Below are 17,889 nucleotides of genomic sequence, written 5' to 3'. Positions count from 1 at the left end.
GGGGCTCCTTAATTTAAAAGTCGCTGTCTTGATAATCGGTCGCGACGTTATGAAAGCGAGAGAGCAAGTCTATTTGTGAAATGAAGCCGTAGGCGAGGGGCTTGAGTGCTTTGGTGTGAACATTGGCCAGCATTAAAGCCGGTGTGTAGCGCACCTGTACACGCCCTGTCTTATCAATACGGTTTTCATCAATCGCCTCAAAGGTCTGACCGTCTTTGCTGATCCCCACCAGTTCGATGTGGTACCGGTGGGCAAAGTCTTGGATGGAGGGCGCCAGAGTTTGAGATAAGGCGTCTTGCCCTTCGTAGATGAAGTAGAGGCCCCAACCTTCTTGCACCAATTGACGCACAGTGGCTTCGCTTTTGAGCTGGAGACCTTGATAGTACGTCGCTCTTGCGGCTTGCTCTGTGGGGCGGTCTTTGGTGTACGAGTATTCGGGGTGTTCGTTGATGAGCTTTTTGAAGGTCATGCCCGTTTGAGTGGTTTTCCCATCGATGAATTTTTTCAGCTTCATCAATTTTAGATTTTTCTCTTCATCGGTTGGGTTAATCGTGGCATCGTTTAACGCTTCCTCAAATGTACGGTGGAACCATTGCATCTGCTCGGTGGCGCTCATCACAGTAGACACGCTATTGGGTGGCAGACTCTCCTTTTCTTTGGGTGGGGCTTTCGGAGCTTTGGCCTCGTTATACCAGCGCCAGCCTTTGGGGGGCTCATTGGCGAAACTGTGAAAGGCAAATACAGACAACAACATCATCGGTAGGAGGTTGATTATTAATCGGTTAACGGAGTTGTTCACCGTTTTTGTGGATATGTCCTTCATGGTGTGACCTCATTATTGCCAGAAACTCAGCATCTTGTGAGTGCGCGTGTGAAATAACATCCAAAGTGCTTCATCGTTACCGTGTTTTTGTTGGTGCCTCATCATTTCTTGCTTGAGCCTATGGAGTTTTCGTTTAAACAGAAGATGGCGGATCAGGGAGGAAGCGCCGTATTTGTCGACAGGGTGGCCACAAATAGAGGGAGTAGGGGGTCATATCATGTCCTCATCATTGATTAAGTTAAGGTCTATAAGCGCTTTGTAATCGCTCTTGGATTTCTTTTGCCGAAGGCAGGTTGGTGTTGCGGTGCATGTCGTCATAAAAATCCGAAAAGTCGAGGCGTTCAAAATCTATGTTTTGAAGCTGCTCGGGGGTAAGGGCGCCGCAAATAGGGTGTTTGGCGGTTCCCAGACTGATGCCAAGTTGGTCTTTCGAGCCTTGCTCTTGGATGATGCGTGCCAACTTGCTATCAAAGACGCAGTAGGTCTTCTTTTTCCGAATACACGCGCCTAAGACTTTTTTTGCGCAATAACTGCCAAGGGCTATCGTAATGCCTTGCTTTTTGGCTTGACCGAGCGCTTTCTCTTCATCATTACATTGGGCTATGCCAATACTCGTGCCCCAACCGCCGTCTTTGCAACAGTCGGCAAAACCAAAGGCAGCATCTGTGCACTTCATGCCTTTGCCTGCAAATATCATTGGTGGATCACCAAGACCGTCAGCGGCTTCTGCGAGGGCTGCTAAGGCTGAGGTGCTTTCATTAAAGCGGTTTGAAGTGGTCTCCATCGCTTCAAAGCAATCGCCATCCAGACAAAAGCTCTCTTCTCCACAAATTAATTGAGTGGCACTGCAGCGCCGTTGTGGGCAGGATTTATTGACTTTCTCCTCAATGCACACACCGTTTTGCTGGAGGCTGCAATGGGTTGACGTCGTGGTGCAATCGGCGGGTAGGACGTTGCACGTGTTGGGTCGAGTGCATTGGTGGTCAACCCGGTACTTCCAGCAATCAAGCGTGGTCGGTATGCCATTAATGATGCGGGTGGCTCGACCTTCAATGCATTGCTGGCGAGTGTTCTTGCATGAGTTTATCAGGTTGCATTGTGTTCGCCAGGTTATGTTGTTTTTGATGCAGTTCCCCCCGGATAAAGTGTACCCGTTTGAGCAATGCCGACGGGCATTGATGGTTTGTTGAACTGGACCACATATTTCATACTTCTTGTTCCAGTTGGTTCCTTTACACGCTCCCCAACTCGTTGAATGTTTTAATGCTCCCATTGTAAACCCTTGGTTTTGAGCTCCCCTATTCCCATTCCAGAGGTAATGGGTTCCTCCTGACGAACAGTTACTATTACCGCCTGACTTAACGACATAATTTCTATCATCGTATCGGCACTGGTGTATTGTTCGTACACATTTATTGCCTTGCTTTGCCCAGCCCGAAGGGCAGCGGTAGGTGACATGGCCAGCCACAACAGCGGCAACGGGGACTTTTGTACAAGGCACATTGTTATTCGTTGGACTATGGCACTGTTTAGGAATGTGCTCGATAAGGCACTGGGAGCCGCTATCACATTCCACGTATTGATTTGACTGACCATGACTGATTTCATAGGCGTTCTCAATGCTAAGGGTGGCGAATCGATACGTGTCATCATTGGGGTTAATGGTGACACTATTATTGTCAAACCCCTCTTTTATCGCTTGAGCGTGTTCGTTGCTGCCAAACTCCAACGTGGATTGGTTTGTGATTTGTGCATCAGTCATCCCGGCTTCATCAGGCTGTCGGATTTTGCTTTCACACCCTGGATTATTGTCGCTGCAGAAGTCGGACAGGTTAAGCGTCATTTCTGAGTCATTGTAAGCCTCGTTCGGGGTGTTTTTCGCCCACTCCACGTTGTCGTAGAATGTGTTTTCTTGAGGGGCGGCAAGGGTATGAAGGGAGAGTAAGAGAGCAGCGCTGAAAGAGAGAAAAACAAAAAGTAGTGAAAAGGGCGAATTCAAGGGGAACTCCTATTGAGCACTTGTTTGGCGATGTGTCCTACATCGCCTTGGCTTAAAATCGTTAATGCGTTAGGAAGGGAGAGGTTGCCGTGAACCATGTCGTAATCACTTTGCGGGCAAGACGCTTCATTGCACGCTTCTCCAATGGCCACAAACACGGGGACGTGGGTGATGTTAAATTGACGAAACCACTGTGGGCTGATGGCAAAACCGCCATCAGTCGCCTCTCCCTCGTCGGACGCTTCTAACAAATGCATGATTCGAGAGGCTGTTGGGACCATGCCTTCGGGAAGCACGCCTCGTATGATGAGAGGGACTTGATATTGCTGACTTTGTTTGAGGAGCTGTTTGAGCGTGTTATCAGGCATGGAAAGTGACACAAACACCATCACACCTTGCGCCTTTTTGTTTGGATTTTTCTGAAGCACCCCAAGAACACTCGCCAGTGGCGAGTCTTGCAACGCGTTATCGAGGTGTTGATTCATCGACAACGCTTCTTGCTTATGTTGCTGACCTCGTTCAAGAAGGGTGGTCAGTTCACTGTGATTGGTTGGCGCTGCAATGGTCTGCTCTTGCTTGGCAAGCGCTTTGAGCTCTTCTTGCGAGTAACCCTTCTCGGCTAGTGAGAGAGGGCTCACCAGCAGAATAAGTAATAGCCATGAGGCTCTTGGGCTAAATGACATCGTCTCATTTCCTTATAAAAATACGCAATTACGTTTTCGCCAGTTCACAAAACCAAAGTTACCGCCGGTGGTTGGGTTGTCTTTGCCTTGCTCCCAAAGTGACGAGGTTGTGCCATAGGGATAACAATGAGCGGCATCACCAATCGGTGCCGACAATTGATAGCGATAGCGACTTTTCGGCAAGATAGGCTCTGGCCACTGATAACAGACGGCACCATCCTCGCCTCGGGTTTCCCATACAATGCCTTGCCTGTGCATTTTAAAATTAAAACGCTCTAACATCAGTGTGCCAACTTGAGGACCGGTATGAGAGTAAGCGCTGTTACCGGTTAATGGATAGACGCTGCCTTGTGAGCCTAAACACCAAAAAAGCGCATCAAAAGGCAAAACGCGCCCCGTGGTGGTCGCCATGGCTTCGGTGATACAAGAGAGCTGCGTGGTGGGGTGGCCAAACAAAATGGCTTCAGGGTTAAGAATGAACGACATCTCATCATCATCCCAAAAGGGGTCAAGCTCGGTTAGGTAGGCCACATCGAAATGATCCGTGGCCATGCAGGCCGCCGACTGCATCAGTTGTAGCCAATAAATCACCGGATATTTGTACCAATGCACGTGGTAAAAAGCATTGCCACTGGTTTTGGCGCTTGAGTCGTGCTGTGAGCCTCCTATTTGTTGGCTCTTGTCATGACTCAACTGCATCCCCATGTTGACCATACAGTAAGGGACTCGCGTCACGTCCACCAAGGAATACGGCTCCCAATACCCGATGTTTAAGCCAATTTGCATAAAAATGGGCGGGGGTTTAGGACAATAGGAGATCGGCATGCTTGGGTTAGTGGTGTCGGGGTAGGTCGAGTTAATGAGAGGCACACTGCCCAGCGTCATAGGAAAGAGGCAGTCCCAACAAATATCAGACAATGGATTTAAGAAATGCCCCGTACAAGCGGCGGATTGAGCTTGGGTTTGCCAAGGAAATAGGAACAAACCAAACAGTAATAACCCATGGGATCTCACGTTTTTCTCCTTATTTTGTTGTCGTCTCACTCTTGTTCATGGCCGAGGTGAACGGCGTCACATCGATTTCGGTGATCTTCCACCGCGCCCCGTCTTGTTCAATCAGTGAAGGAATGTGTGAGAGTTGAAATTGACGGCTGTAGTGACCTTGTTGGTCAAAATAAATTCGGGCGTCAAACTCCTTGGCGACGTTTTCTGGACTGCCGTTGGTGAGGGTCCATTTTATCGGCTTATCTGCGCGGTATTGTTTAGCCCAAGCGCGCTGTCTTGGGTCGTCACCATCAAGAAAGACAATCACATGCGAGTAATCGAATGAGTGTTTGGGAATGTCGATTGGCCAAGTGTCGGTATCAAAGGGGTTGATGACGAGGCCTTTGGCATAAAGGAGGTTGCCTTGTGCATCTTTGATATCAGTGGCCAGCTTTAATGATGGGTCGATGTAAAAGGTGTTGGGCGCGGTGGTGGTGGTCAACCCTTCAACGGGAGGGGGTCTTCGCACGCTATTTTCTACGCTCTCTACAAACTGCTGCTGCATCTTTGCGGTTTCTCCCGTGACTTCTAAGTGTGTCAATCGGCTGTGAATCCATTGCAGCATGTCGACTTCTGCAATAGGAAACAGTTCGCCTTGACGCCCAAACTGTTGACCAAGCGCGGTAGGGGCGAGGGTAAGTAAAGTGACACTGACCACTTTTAAGAGTGCGGTGGGTGTGATGGATGAATGACCGTGAACAATCATAAGATCATGACTCCTTTTTAAGCGCCTCAATAACGTAATGTTGGATCTCGGTGGTTCTATCTGGCGCGCCGCTGATGAGCGCGCCTGGCACGAGGATCACGAGGTGGTGCGAATGCGCGTATTCCTTCAAGAGGCGCCTGAGTTCCGTATCAAAGGTCGCCAGTCGTGCGCTGTGCTCATGATCGCCGAGATTGGCTTCAATGAGTTGGTCTTGATATTGCGATAACGTTTGTTCGATATCGAAGACCACGATTTGAGGCGCCGTATTGAGCTTGATGGCTATCAGGGTGGACATCATTAACGCTATAGCCAACAAGGCATAGACAAGACAGGTGTGACGGATGGATTTCATTTGACCTCCTCGCCATAGATGAGGGTATTAAAGGTCTCAATTTCCTTTCCGTAAAAATGCTCGGCGGTTTGATTGACTGCTTCCATAAGTGATAGGCCTTGGTTCATCAAGTTTTCACAGTATTCAAACTCATGCGGCTCTGTCGAAAGACACGCCCGAGTGAAAGGGTCGGCAAATAAACGATGAAAGGTGGTCACATCCCCAGTTTTTAACATGACAGAGCTGTAACCGGCGATGGATGACTTTTCAAAACTCTTGATGACAAATTGCTCATAGGGCGAAAAGTGTGAAGGATTGTCTTTGATGAATTTCGTCAATCCACTGCCTTGACGCAGAGTGATGTGAATGTCGGAGTTATTGAACGCGGCAAGTGCTTCGGGTGTGCTGTAAAAATCCTCTATCCCTTGCGTCACAGTGCAAAACGATCCCCCAAATTTTCGGGCAGTGCGATAACCAGTATTGATGAACTCTTGTGCCTGAGCATTAGAGCCAGCCATTAGAGACCACGCTTCTTCAATGATGCACATCTTCGGCGTCGAACGAGAGCCGGACAGGTACATCTGCTGAGTGATGCTCGACATCAGCGCAAAAATCACCGGTCGCATGATGTCCGAGGGAAATCCGTCCAGTTCTATGGTGGTAAAGTGGACATTGGGATCGAGCATGGACGGTTTATTGAAAGTGTCTCCATAGATCCCCTCTGAGCGGTATTTATTCAGTTGCATGGCGATATCGGAAAGGCGGCGATCACCGCCTTGTTTTTCGGCCGCCGCAAATAGCGCTTCTTGCACATGGTCAACCAAGGTCTCGCTTTTGTGTGCCTGCCAAGCCGCAATGATGCAATCCCCGAGGACCGATTTTTCAAAATCTCCCATTTCGTGCGTGGGGCAGGCCATGGTCGCAAAGAGTCCGGTGATGGTGTGCAGTGTTTCCTTGAGAGGGTTGACCTGTTCGCCTTTCTCATCGGTATAGTCATCGCCCATAGCAATGCGTTCCAGATGAGTAAATGGGTTGAGGTAAATCTTATCAGCCGTCATATAGCGGCCGCCAAGCATCAAGGTGAGCTTTTTAAAGCTCTTTCCTTTGTCTAACGCCCAGATTTTACCGTTCATGGCAAAGAGGGTTTCGGCGAGCTTTTGCACAAAGAAGGATTTTCCTGCTCCGGAGCCTCCGGTCAGGGCGATGTTGTAGTTATCTGAGCCACAATTAAACGGATTAAACCAAAAGGCTTGTTGGCGCATGGTGGGCAGCATCATGCCACCACTGAAATTCTTTACGTCCATCACAAGAGGCAAGAGGTTGGCCACATTGCCGGTTTTTAGGGTTTGAATACGTCCAGCACGGTCGCAATCGGTCCAAAAACCATCGGTCATCATGAACGGTAAGGTTGTCATGAGCGCTTGGCTTTGCAGCATCGAGACGGTTTGTAAATCAATCCCGCCAGAGCGAAAGGCGTTAATGGCCGTAGTGCGGTGCAGTCGCTCGGATTTTTTGTTGGTAAATAACGTCAGCGTCAAGTGCATGTATGCCATGCTGTTGATGCCATCCGACATTTCATCTCGAATTTGCTCGCGTTCGGCCTGCTCTTTCTTCGCTTGAGGGAAGAAAAATGCCATCGGGGACTTGAGCGTTTTTCTAGCTCTCCAATGCGTCCGCCATTTTGGGTCGCAAAACTGCCCGATTCTTGATGGCGAAAATTGAGGGTCATGAGGTGTGGACATTGCACATTTTTGGCCACGCTCTTTAAGGACGCAAAACAATCGGGCAACGCGTACAGGCGGAAAGTGCGAGGCGTACTGCGTGTAAACCCAATGAAATGATCCGCGAGGTCACCCTTTGATGTTGGCGGTTACTAAAGCGAACATCGGTGTAATGTCGGCGCGTTAAAAACTCGGTATCAGGAGAGAGGGCTTGTTTGTAGATCAACGCTTCTGGAGCGTATTCCGATTCGCTCGGGGCGGTTTGTGTGGGGTCAAAATTGAGAATGCCTTCGACGTAGTTGATTAAGCCTTCGGGGGTCAGCGGCGTGAGATCTAATCCAATTTGGGATAAAGAGGTGGTGAGTGCCTCTTTGCAATCCAACACACGGTCAACATCGTCCGTACTGGAGACAAACAACCACGCGGTGTAATCTTTGATGTCAAAGTAATGCTTTTGACGATGAAAAAAGCCGTGGTGAGCCGCAAAGTTGGCGTAATCGGCTTCTTGTTTTGCTAATTCACTGCAAATACCCGCACGAGCGGATTTCAAGGCGGCATTTTGCTCAATCAAATGACTCACGTGGTTGTGACCCATCATGGAAACATGGTAATCCCATTTATGGCCGGCCGGTAAATCCATGATGAGACGGTTAAACGCCTCCACCATGTCGTCATTCGCCCCCGCCAAGACGCTTAACTTGAATCCAAATCCGACGCCTTTTCTGTTATGAAACAGGCCGTGCTCTGCATCAAAAGTCCGGTAAGGCAGTTCAGAATGCAGGTGGTTATATTCACGTTTGGCTTCTTGATAAAAACCCTTTAAATCTTTTGATACGCCCATGGCGTTAATCCTTCTTGATAGCCTGAACAGGGCGACCTGTCCAGGTAGACTCGTCTAACACAATGTAAATATCCATCGTGTCGAGGTAAGTGGTGGTGTCATCCGAAGTAAAAGGAAAAATCACCACCTTCCTAACCGTGTCTTGGGTTCGCATAGGATGGCCTTCACGTGTGCGTCTTGGCAGTAAAACAAAAGGATGGGAAGCCAGAACGTTCGCCTCGATGGCGCGTTGTGAGGTTGGGTGAGTTGAGATATTTCGAATTTCATCCATGCTGGCGCAGCCGGGTGTTCCGCCGATTTTTTTGCAACTGAATTCGTCCTGAAAGCCCGCCGAGCAGCCGGCGAGGGCGCTGATAAGCAGCGCGGTGAAAAGCTTGATAGTCATAAAGCGGACCTTAATTTAATTGTTGGTTAACTTCTGCCGCAAGAGGGTTGAGAGTGATGGTTTCTAAAAGGGTGTCCGGTTTTGCTTGCTCTTTTTCCTGACGATCAACATAGCGTTTGATCGCCTCCTCATCATCGAGAGGGAACCCTTTCGTAAAGACGATATTCACGATGCCCCCTGGACTGATTTCGATGAAGGGGTGGTATAACTCGGCTAAGGCAATGTAGTAATCCGAAAGCTTGCTCCCTACTTCTGAGGTGGCATTGCCCAATAAACTTAACCCCACATCTTCGCTGTTGATGCTGGACGTTGAGCCCAGCGCTGAGGTCGAGGTGGTGCTGGCCAATCCCGCTCCCGTCTCTCCCAGTCCGGTTAAGATGCCTGAGATTCCCGCCATTTGGACGATTTTGCCGTTACGTAAAATCGAAGTACCACGGATGCCATTGCGACCAAAGTTAAAGACGGTGCCTTGTACAGGAATGTCTAAAATGCGACCGTCCCGAATGCAGCTGAGGGTGTGAGTGCGGGCCACGCCACGACTCGAAGAGAGGTCTCCGTACACGCTTCCAATGATGGTGCAGTCTTTGAGGTGGCTCTTTTCTCCATTGGGCAACACGCCTTCATGCACGGTTTGAAACACGATGGGGGCGGTATCACTTTGGCCGAACGCCCCGGCATTGGCATCCGCGCCACCGGTGATTTTAGCGGTCACAAAGGTGCCCGACGGGACGTAATTGTCAACGGTGCGTTGGTAGGCTGACTCTGAAGAGGCTGTCCAAAAAAAATCAAACGAGTCAAACGCTTGTCCTTGGTCATCAAACGAGGCCTTATCGGCGTTGCTGTATTGAAAGCTCTCTTTTTGCAGATCATTGGTGGCGTAAGAGGGCAAAGGTTTGGGAGGAAGAGGGCGCGAACCAAATGGCGCCGGATCTCCCATGACGGTCAGGTGACTGGCTTCCTTCGAGGCTGACGGTGATGGCAAGGCGACGGTGCGCTGCGCTTCTTGATTATTGCGTATTTCAGCGCGTAAGGTTTCGTTCTCTTTTTTCATTTGTGCGAGCGTGTTTTCATTGCTCGTTATCAAACGTTCGACGTCTCGATTGAGGTTTTCCATCTTCTCTTTGACGTCTTCAATGTCTTGACCTTGCAAGGTCAGGGCCGATCGGTTGTCTTTGTCGGTAAAATCATCAGTAATGATTTCCCCAAAATTGGGCGCAAAGTCAACGACTTCTTGCGCAATATCAAGCGAGGAACGAGGTTGTTTAAAGGCTTTAAATGCAAAAAAGATCGCGACCAAGAGCGCAATGGCCAACAAGCTGAGGATTTGGTTGCGCTGCTTACTTTGCTTATTGGCATTGACTCCATCTTCTAAGTCCGACTCTCTTAAAAGCCACTGTTTAAATCGTCTCATTAGTGTCCTCCTGTGATGATGTACAGATGGGTAGATTCACCTGGGGCCAAGGTATAACGATCAAGTGAGGCACTCCGGCTGGCGTAACTGTAAAATTGCGCCTCAGTAAGGGTGACGGTGTCACTGGATTGATTTTTAACTTGATAAATAAGCCCGGAGAAAGGCCGACCTACAAAGAGGGTTTGCGGAATAATGGCCAGTGGTGACGTGTCTTTGGGGAGAGTGTCAGGGTCAATCGGATGGACACGAAAACCAGGAATAGGCGTCTTGGAGCGCTGCCAATGTATCATTTGTTTGGTGAGTTGCCCCAAGGCCAAAGGGTATTCGAGATCTTTTTCAAAGACACTTTTCTCTGCAGTAGAGCGAAGAGAAATAAACTCATTGACCACCGCTGGGACGGCTTTTGGGTTGATAAAAAGCGAGAAATTTTTGCCTTTTTCTGTGGTGACGTGCGCGGTAAAAGGCAAGGCGATGTTGAGTTTAACGCTAATCGAGCCTGATTGGTCTCGTTGATTGGCTTTAGCGAGACAAAATCCTCTAGGGCAATGAAGGTTTAATATCTTGTCGTCTTTCACCACTAAACGATTGGTGTTGACTGAGGATAACGGTAACACAATGGTGTCATTTTGCTCAAAATAGTAGGTTTTTGCGGTAATCGTATTGGCGTAGCTGAGGATGGGGGACAACAACAAAGTAGCAACAATAGAAATGAAGTGTGTTTTCATAATGGTACCTCCTGAACGATGCTGTGAAGTTCAATCAAGCCACTTGAGTAATCGGCCTGGAGTAAATAGGTGACGGGCTCAGGGTCGAGTGCGCGTCCCGCGATGGTTTTGTTGAGCGTGCCTTTGACCCGTATTTTCATTTCATTGAGATTGATAGATAGCGTGTCAACTTCAAAAAAACTGGTGACGTCGTTCTCGATGATAAATTCGGCTTCTCGTATCAACTTGTCTTGTAAGCCGCTCCAGTATTTAGGCGGCACGTAGGTAATGAGTAAGTTGAATTGACGTTTAACATTAGAGGGCGTGACATTAAATTTTAGGTGTATCCACCAATCGGCCATCATAGAAAGATACGCTTCATCAACCGCATCGCTTGAGATCGTAAACGCTCGGTCGATATGAGGTGGCACGACGGTGCGCTTTTCCGCTTGGCTTTGACTTAATAAAGCAAAACTCAACCCAGCGACTCCTAAGGCGGTGATCAACACCACCGCGGTGAGGACGTAATTGAGAAAGCGAGCCGCTTTAAGCGCCTCGCCGTTATGTTCATTGAGCATCAGTAAATCCAATATTTTTTTGTGGCGGGGGGCGTGCGTTTAAAAATGGTTTTATTCGCCGTGTCATCCCCATACCAGTGGATGAAGTGAATGATGAATTTGGGGCCGTGTCGGACTTTTAAGCTGCGAATGGTGAGGAAAAAGCCGATACACACGGCGACTGCGACCAACCGATTGATGTTGAACAACATCAAAAACAACAAGATAGAAGGGAGCATTTCATCGATTGGAAATCCGACCATTTTGACGTCGGTTTGTAAGTAGTTTGGAAAAGTGAAGAGGGTTTGTTTGTCTTGATGATCCATGGTGAAATAAGGCGAATAGTTTCGCGCTCTCCTTATGTGGTTTATAAGCCTACAAACCCTTTACCGACTTCCCAGAACACCACGCCAACGAAAAAACCGATGATGCCACCCACCCAGTTCTTTTGAATGATGCCCACGATGATGCCGCCAATCAGGCCAGCCACTAAAATGTAGAATTCGCCAGAAGACCCCGTTCCGACCGTATTGGTTACAGTATCTTTACCACTGGCAAAAAGGTCATCGGCGTAAGCGGGTGATGCACAGGCAAAGTAGACGGTCAGGAGCGTACAAAAGTGACGCCAATACGTTAGAGGGCAGTGAAAGCGTAATGTTTTATTTTTCATTTGGTTACCTTTAAATGTAGATAAAAGGTGCACGACGTCGCACCGCCCTTATCAAAGGGGGGGGCGTGCATCTGGTGGATTGAAAAATGGACGTTGTTCGTTCGTCAGACTTTTGGGCAGGCTTTAAGCCGCATGAGTTAAGATGTTGCCGTTGAGTCCCATGGCGCTTCTTGATTACATTAAAGGCTACAAGGAAGCGTTTACATACTTCAAACCGCGATTGCGACTGACGTGTTGTTTCCAATTTTGAGGGGTCATGATCGTGTTTTTGAGTTTACGATAATGTTTTTTGCGGGCATTCTTTGATGGTGGTGGCGTGAGTTGACGGACTGATTGGGTTTGTTTTTGAACCGAAACGAAATGAACACCCTTCCAATAGAAAGGAAAGGGGAGGCGGTCAGTAAAAGGCAACAAAGCAGCAAATGCCATGTATTCACGCCCGACTGAGCCCAGTTCTTTGAAGCTGACAAAATCCCCTTGTTCAACAAAGCGGTCCAATAAACTCCCCGCCTCATCTTCACGACAATATCCGTATACAATTTGCATTATTCAAACTCCTTTTAAGGACATTGTTTTGCTCTTTTAAAAGAACAAAACAATGGGCTCTCTCTCAAGAGCCGTGCTACAAAATGGCTTGTGCATTCTTGTAGTAGAATGCGCACACCCAAAGGATGTGGTGTCTGGTATTCCCAAGTAACTCTGTTGAACCACTCAACAAGCGTGCTTAATTGAGTAGAAAAACAGCCTTGGACGTCGCCCCAGAAAAGGCTCCTGAACTTTTTAGGCATATTACGCAGGCCTGCGCCCATCTGCGGCGCTTTTTGCAATAGTGAAGGCAGCCACTCTTACGGTGATGCGGGTGTTGGTATGCAGATGGAATAAGAAGCCGACGAATGTGTTTTTCGACTTTGTTCTTAAAGACTGCGATATCGACGTAGTCAGTATGAATCAACATGAATGAGGACGGCAATGTTTGAATATGTAAGAAACGCACAATGGACTTGTTTTTCGACATATCGTTATAGAACAGCATAAGTGAGCTCAAACCAAAACGTAATTGCTGCTTAATGGAGTGGCTTTGTTACGTAATGCAGTTGAACTAAACTAACAACATACTACCTGAGCAGCTACGTCCATCTACTTATCTCTTATTTATCAACCACAAGTGGTAATAAAGGTATGGTTATTGAGCAATTGTTTGTAATGCTTTTAGTTGGTTTTTTAGTAACGAAGTTTGGGCTGGAAGTGAACGTATATTATCTGATTACTGCTCCATGCCCCAGTTTCACTGAATTACGCTACATGCGAATGAAAATTTAAGCATTCGTAAGATCAATTGATAGCGGGGTTTGGATCACAAATTGATATATGTGTGCTGTTTCATATTTACTTTATGGGTTATTTTTCTTCCGCCAATCATAAAGGATATAAAGTAATGAAAAGAAAAATACTATTAGTGTCTGTAACTGCCTGTTTAAGTACGCTTGCTTATGCTAATGAAAGTAACATTATCACTAGTAATTCTCCTGAGGAAGTCTACCTCAAATACCAGTCAACTAACCAAGTTACCGAAACGATGAGACAAAATGGTTTTACGTTGCATCGTTGTGGTATCAAGACTCTCGTCAGTGATATTCAATTCAATGAAGGTTTAGAAATTCCGCATAGCCAGATCTTGTGTGTTTATTCGAAACCGGGTAATTCAACGAGTGACGATTCTGAATTAATCTATTGGCACCTCAACGTGCTTTACAGTCTAGAGAATGAAAACTTTATCGCTGGGAGAGAGTTCAATGAGAGCTACACTAGCGAAATATCAACCCATACCCCTGAATATCTGCTTGATATTAGTCCGCATTATTATCGTCAGCGTTCACAAGTTGAGTCTTTGGGGATGAAAGTTGGCGAGGCTTTGTTGCGTAATTAAATTTAGAGATAGAGCCAACCCGTTTCGCTTGTTTCTTAGTCAATACGACAAGTTTCAGGCATACCTAACCCAGTAAGCTTGTTCAACGCTTTTATCATCGCGTAAGTTTCACCCACCTGGGCATTGTAATTTCTTAAGCTCAGTTTCCCTCCTAGCAACTGTTTAACTCGATACATCGCTGTTTCTGAGAGTGAACGTTTGTGGTATCCATACCGCTCTTTCCAATACTTATTTGAGTCGTATAATTTCTGGCAACCCACGGCGAAATTTCGAGGGTGACCACGCTCCCAGAAGGCAGCCCCTTCTCTTGGGGGAATAAGCGCAATAGCTCCCTTAATCTTAATAGCAGCGTGACACGCTCTCGTGTCGTAAGCGCCATCACCAGACACCTCAAGGATACTTCGGCGTGTTTGTTTCAGTAAGTTCGGGAGTACTTCTCCATCTGTAACCGTCGATAAACTTAGCTCGGCGGCAATGATCTCATGAGTGTTGGTATCGACTGCAATATGCAGCTTTCGCCAGACTCTACGCTTGCCATCCGTCCCATGTTTTTTGACTTTCCATTCACCTTCGCCATAAACCTTAAGGCCAGTAGCATCAATGGCTAGGTGCTGTATCGCTCCTCTCGTTTTAGTCTTAAATGAAACCTCAACTTGCTTGGCTCTACGACTGATGCAGGTGTAATGCGGACAACTTAACGGTACATGGGCTAACCTAAATATCGAGTCGATAAATCCTTGCAGCGCTCTCAATGGCATAGAAAAAACTCGTTTGACCATGAGTGCTGTCGTGATAGCTAAATCACTGAACCGACGCGGCCTACCGCGCTTATTCTGTTTGCTTTGCGCCCATCCGCTTATTGCTTCTTCATCAATCCAAAAAGTCAGAGAACCACGGTTAATGAGTGATCGGTTGTATTGCTTCCAGTTGGTTGTTTTATAACGAGGCTTAGGCATAGGACTACGAGATAGAGTGGAGGTAGCTGATCAGATCGTAGGTTCTTGATTTAGTTCCATTGAATTACGCAACAAAGCCAGTTGGCGAATGTAACCTACAAAAGATCTTCTACTTTAGTACTCCAATGGAAGAGTCTTACTTGTCTGATATTGCCACTTGCCCAGTTTACAAAGTTGACGGAGAACTCTCTGGAAATATTACCGTTGAGCTCAATTATACTCCTGCTGATTTAGCTTACAGCGAGCGCCTTGTGAAATATTATTCATTTTAATCAATGACACTTGAATAAACGATAGAAAAGCAAGTAACAGCCCCTTCTAAAAGAGATTGAGGTTAATTAGTAAGCCAGTAGTAATCGCTGCTGGTTTTTTCATGATTAATGTTTGTTAGAGTTGATATAAACCTGTCCCAATCTTAGGTCAATGCTCCGTAGAGAGACGGCACTAAATAAAGCCTTAGATAACTTAATTGATTACTCATCGTACCAATCACTACAAGCCACCTTCTCAAAGAATCAGTTGAAATGCATATTGTTGCTTATTTTGATTTGAGGTAACCTTCCTTATGGGAATATTCCCATTACTAACAATGGACAAAATTTAAATGAAAAGTGTTATTGGCTTTGTGACCGGAATTACCGGCTTTATTGTTCAGTCTAAAGACTGCATCCTTCCCCCAACATCGCAAGCATTAGATTACTTGGAGGAGGCCGTATGACTTGTGATGTCATTAAAGAAACGGGAGTCATAGCTTGTAACAACGTGACTCCTTTACGTTCCAAAGTTGCCATTTTCGGGGCGGGTATTTCTGGCTTAGCAATGGCTCATAATTGTGTCAAACACGGTTTTGATGTTGCCATTTACGACAAAGAGCTCTTCACCGGAGGTAAGTGTATCGGAGCGGTCGATGAGAGCGGTGCGGTTCACGAACTCACTCATCGGCAGTTTTTTGCGAAAAATCATAATTTGATTAATTTTCTGAAAGAGATCCCTTCGGGCTCTGGAAGTTGTTTGGATTCGCTTTACCCTCAGGAGCTCGTCCAGTTTTCGTGGGCACAAAGTAACAAGACAATGCAGTTTCAACGCGGCTACTTTACCCGCTTGGAAAAGTTATGGGATGATGCAAAATCCGCTTATTCAATGATTTACGCTCAAGTATCATTGACGGATACGCTCTGGTTTAAGCAACAATTACAAAAGCCTTACACAACGGAGGCGTTACTTGGTGTTTCTGTGAGTGACTTTTTCTCCTATGACTCCAGGCCGCGACTGGCAGCTTTCCTCCGACCGGTATTATTAGGTTGGATTGGAGCCACCGACAATACACCAGCCTTGGCGGTGTTGGATTTGCTCAATAATAAAGTGGGAGAGTTGCACGGTTTAGCCCCCGAAGCGTACAGTTTGGGGATGAGGGAGCCGATTAGCGATGCACTTATCTCCCCACTGACTCATTACCTACAAAAGCAAGGTGTTCAATTTCACCTTGGTCATAAAGTGAAATCTCTTTATCCCAATAAAGCTCGAACTCGTATAGACGGCGTCCTTTTGCAAGGTGAACGTTCCGTTCAGGCCGATTTTTACGTGTTGGCACTCCCAGCTCACGTTACCCAGTCTCTACTTTCAGAGATAAGCTCTGCGTTGAGTTATGAATTCGTACTGAGCCACGGGTTTCAGTTTTATTTTTCTCGAAGACCTGACGCATTGAAGGGCAGGACAGTTGGTTTGGTACTCGATTCTCCGTGGGGATTGAGCTATCACGTGACTACTCGCTCTCACTCAAAAGGGGAGACAACGTGCCTGTCAGTGACGGCAACGGCACTCGATAAAGCTCGAGGTCTCCTCTACCAAAAACCGATGCTGTCCTGCACTGAAGATCAAGTGAGAGATGAACTATTGTATCAAGTTCTTGGGCGATTAGACTTATTAGAGCACCCTGCTTACCAAGGATTTAGGGTGGGCCTCGGTGCGAAAATGGTCACGCCAGAAGAGTTAAAAACCCTATATGCCGATCACTTTTATGGCGATGCCGTTATTAATGAACGAGGACAGGCTCGCCATTGGGTTCTGCAACACGCGTTAACTCAACCGACCTCTCAGAATACACTGACGACCACTGTGCAAAACTTCTCGAACGTTTTCTTAAGCGGGGAATATTTGTCGGACCCGAGACAAACTTGGCGAGTGCCTGTGACATTAGAGCGATGCATTGAAACAGCCAACCTGTGTATGATGGATCTAGCCGAGCGCGCGGCCTACGATAAGGAGCAAAATGCATGAAATCTGCCTTGTATTCTCCCTTATCCTCCGGTTTATTCTTAACTCTGTGTGGTGTGTATGGCTATGGTTTTTATTGGCTTGTACAGAGCTCGATTTGGTTTGCGTTAATGCTCACATTAGTGCTGCCTTTGCTGTTTTGGCCGTTGACTCAACCTGTTGAAAATGTGGGCGAGATAAAGCGTATCCTGTGCTTAGAGACGGGGTTTAACTTGTTGTGTTTTCTCGCGGTGAGCCAGTGGCTCAGCCTAAAGGACTTTGATAAAGGGTTGATGGTGTTTTTTGTTCTCCAATCCGTTGGTTTTATCTTGGTGCAGTTCAAAAAGAAAGCGTATCTCTCGATGCTTATTTCGGTGGTGCTTGCAGCGACGATCGCGCATTGGATGTGCTCTGGTGAGCAAACGAGCCTACTTGGTGAGGGAAAACTATTATTAGTTGGCAAGGCGATACCTTGGCAGTTAAGTGTTATTTATGGTGTTTGGTTGATACAACTTTTGTTGGTGGAGTATCGTGCTGTCTTACCCAAGTTGACATTGATTATTGGCCATTTAGCCTCATTTTTGATTGCGATTGGAGCCGATGACTTTTTCCATGCTCGCATCGTAACGGCCAGTCATCTTCTTTTCCTTAGTTTGTGCTTTAACCTAAAAAGTATCGATTGGGGAGGACGTAGTTTCGCAACTTCGAATCATTTGAATCAATTTATTCAAGGTCCTGCTATTCGAACCGCTCTTTCTAAGCTATTTCTGGTCTTGGTGACGAGCACCTATCTCAGTCTTTTTATCCTATAGGTTGAACGTACTGGTGCCTTATTTGACCAAAATAGAATCCGCATTAAACATCTTTCTGTCGTGAAA

At 47.0% G+C, this 17,889-nt stretch carries 17 protein-coding genes and 1 pseudogene; 3 read left to right on the top strand and 15 right to left on the bottom strand.

Translation table 11 applies throughout. The features are described 5' to 3' along the window. Nucleotides 1–13 precede the first annotated feature (13 nt). From traF to OCV20_RS21385, 14 genes and pseudogenes are all read right to left on the bottom strand, one after another. Nucleotides 14–823 (bottom strand): type-F conjugative transfer system pilin assembly protein TraF, encoded by an 810-nt coding sequence (gene traF / locus OCV20_RS21450; protein ID WP_202910158.1) that lies wholly within the window; start codon nucleotides 821–823, stop codon nucleotides 14–16. A gap of 238 nt (nucleotides 824–1,061) precedes the next feature. Beyond that, entirely contained in the window at nucleotides 1,062–2,822 is a 1,761-nt protein-coding gene (traN, locus tag OCV20_RS21445) for a type-F conjugative transfer system mating-pair stabilization protein TraN (protein WP_086775841.1), read from the bottom strand. Then, on the bottom strand, nucleotides 2,819–3,505 hold the full coding sequence (trbC, locus tag OCV20_RS21440; protein WP_050649287.1) for a type-F conjugative transfer system pilin assembly protein TrbC: 687 nt from the start codon (nucleotides 3,503–3,505) through the stop codon (nucleotides 2,819–2,821). The genes traN and trbC overlap by 4 nt, the downstream gene beginning before the upstream one ends. Nucleotides 3,506–3,517: 12 nt before the next feature. Continuing rightward, nucleotides 3,518–4,519, bottom strand: coding sequence for a conjugal transfer pilus assembly protein TraU (gene traU, locus OCV20_RS21435; protein WP_050649288.1), 1,002 nt, complete (start codon nucleotides 4,517–4,519; stop codon nucleotides 3,518–3,520). 10 nt (nucleotides 4,520–4,529) lie between these two features. Further along, entirely contained in the window at nucleotides 4,530–5,255 is a 726-nt protein-coding gene (traW, locus tag OCV20_RS21430) for a type-F conjugative transfer system protein TraW (protein WP_050649289.1), read from the bottom strand. 4 nt (nucleotides 5,256–5,259) lie between these two features. Beyond that, nucleotides 5,260–5,607, bottom strand: a complete 348-nt coding sequence (locus tag OCV20_RS21425; protein WP_050649290.1) for a TrbI F-type domain-containing protein — start codon at nucleotides 5,605–5,607, stop codon at nucleotides 5,260–5,262. Next, nucleotides 5,604–8,148 (bottom strand): annotated as a pseudogene (traC, locus tag OCV20_RS21420) (type IV secretion system protein TraC). Before traC ends, OCV20_RS21425 begins: the two are co-directional and overlap by 4 nt. A gap of 4 nt (nucleotides 8,149–8,152) precedes the next feature. After that, the gene (gene traV / locus OCV20_RS21415) at nucleotides 8,153–8,533 is read right to left on the bottom strand and encodes a type IV conjugative transfer system lipoprotein TraV (protein ID WP_050649292.1); all 381 of its coding nucleotides are present in this window, start codon (nucleotides 8,531–8,533) and stop codon (nucleotides 8,153–8,155) included. 10 nt (nucleotides 8,534–8,543) lie between these two features. Further along, nucleotides 8,544–9,944: a TraB/VirB10 family protein gene (locus OCV20_RS21410; RefSeq protein ID WP_086775842.1), complete on the bottom strand. Its 1,401-nt coding sequence runs from the start codon at nucleotides 9,942–9,944 to the stop codon at nucleotides 8,544–8,546. Beyond that, entirely contained in the window at nucleotides 9,944–10,669 is a 726-nt protein-coding gene (gene traK / locus OCV20_RS21405) for a type-F conjugative transfer system secretin TraK (protein ID WP_086775843.1), read from the bottom strand. The genes OCV20_RS21410 and traK overlap by 1 nt, the downstream gene beginning before the upstream one ends. Further along, on the bottom strand, nucleotides 10,666–11,226 hold the full coding sequence (gene traE / locus OCV20_RS21400) for a type IV conjugative transfer system protein TraE (RefSeq protein WP_086775844.1): 561 nt from the start codon (nucleotides 11,224–11,226) through the stop codon (nucleotides 10,666–10,668). Before traE ends, traK begins: the two co-directional genes overlap by 4 nt. Next, entirely contained in the window at nucleotides 11,226–11,531 is a 306-nt protein-coding gene (gene traL / locus OCV20_RS21395) for a type IV conjugative transfer system protein TraL (RefSeq protein WP_086775845.1), read from the bottom strand. Before traL ends, traE begins: the two co-directional genes overlap by 1 nt. A 41-nt stretch (nucleotides 11,532–11,572) precedes the next feature. After that, nucleotides 11,573–11,908, bottom strand: a complete 336-nt coding sequence (locus OCV20_RS21390) for a type IV conjugative transfer system pilin TraA (RefSeq protein ID WP_261881451.1) — start codon at nucleotides 11,906–11,908, stop codon at nucleotides 11,573–11,575. A 153-nt stretch (nucleotides 11,909–12,061) separates the two neighbouring features. Then, complete coding sequence (locus tag OCV20_RS21385) at nucleotides 12,062–12,421, bottom strand: hypothetical protein (RefSeq protein WP_086775847.1); 360 nt, start codon at nucleotides 12,419–12,421, stop codon at nucleotides 12,062–12,064. 889 nt (nucleotides 12,422–13,310) lie between these two features. On the opposite strand from OCV20_RS21385, the gene OCV20_RS21380 reads away from it, so the two are divergent. Beyond that, nucleotides 13,311–13,802 carry a hypothetical protein gene (locus OCV20_RS21380; protein ID WP_238382937.1) on the top strand — a complete coding sequence of 164 codons (492 nt, stop codon included), beginning with the start codon at nucleotides 13,311–13,313 and terminating at the stop codon, nucleotides 13,800–13,802. A gap of 35 nt (nucleotides 13,803–13,837) precedes the next feature. Here OCV20_RS21380 and OCV20_RS21375 read toward each other — a convergent pair whose 3' ends face one another. Further along, a complete protein-coding gene (locus OCV20_RS21375; RefSeq protein ID WP_086773621.1) occupies nucleotides 13,838–14,758 on the bottom strand; it encodes an IS5 family transposase in 921 nt (306 codons plus the stop codon). Nucleotides 14,759–15,472: 714 nt separating this feature from the next. Between OCV20_RS21375 and OCV20_RS21370 the strand changes: the two genes are divergently transcribed. Continuing rightward, on the top strand, nucleotides 15,473–17,035 hold the full coding sequence (locus tag OCV20_RS21370) for an NAD(P)-binding protein (RefSeq protein WP_086775980.1): 1,563 nt from the start codon (nucleotides 15,473–15,475) through the stop codon (nucleotides 17,033–17,035). Beyond that, nucleotides 17,032–17,823, top strand: coding sequence for a hypothetical protein (locus tag OCV20_RS21365; RefSeq protein ID WP_086775981.1), 792 nt, complete (start codon nucleotides 17,032–17,034; stop codon nucleotides 17,821–17,823). Before OCV20_RS21370 ends, OCV20_RS21365 begins: the two co-directional genes overlap by 4 nt. Nucleotides 17,824–17,889: the final 66 nt, after the last annotated feature.

Origin of the sequence: Vibrio coralliirubri, assembly GCF_024347375.1 — a bacterium.
Lineage (GTDB): Bacteria > Pseudomonadota > Gammaproteobacteria > Enterobacterales > Vibrionaceae > Vibrio > Vibrio coralliirubri.
This window is presented reverse-complemented; position numbering and strand designations above follow the sequence as displayed.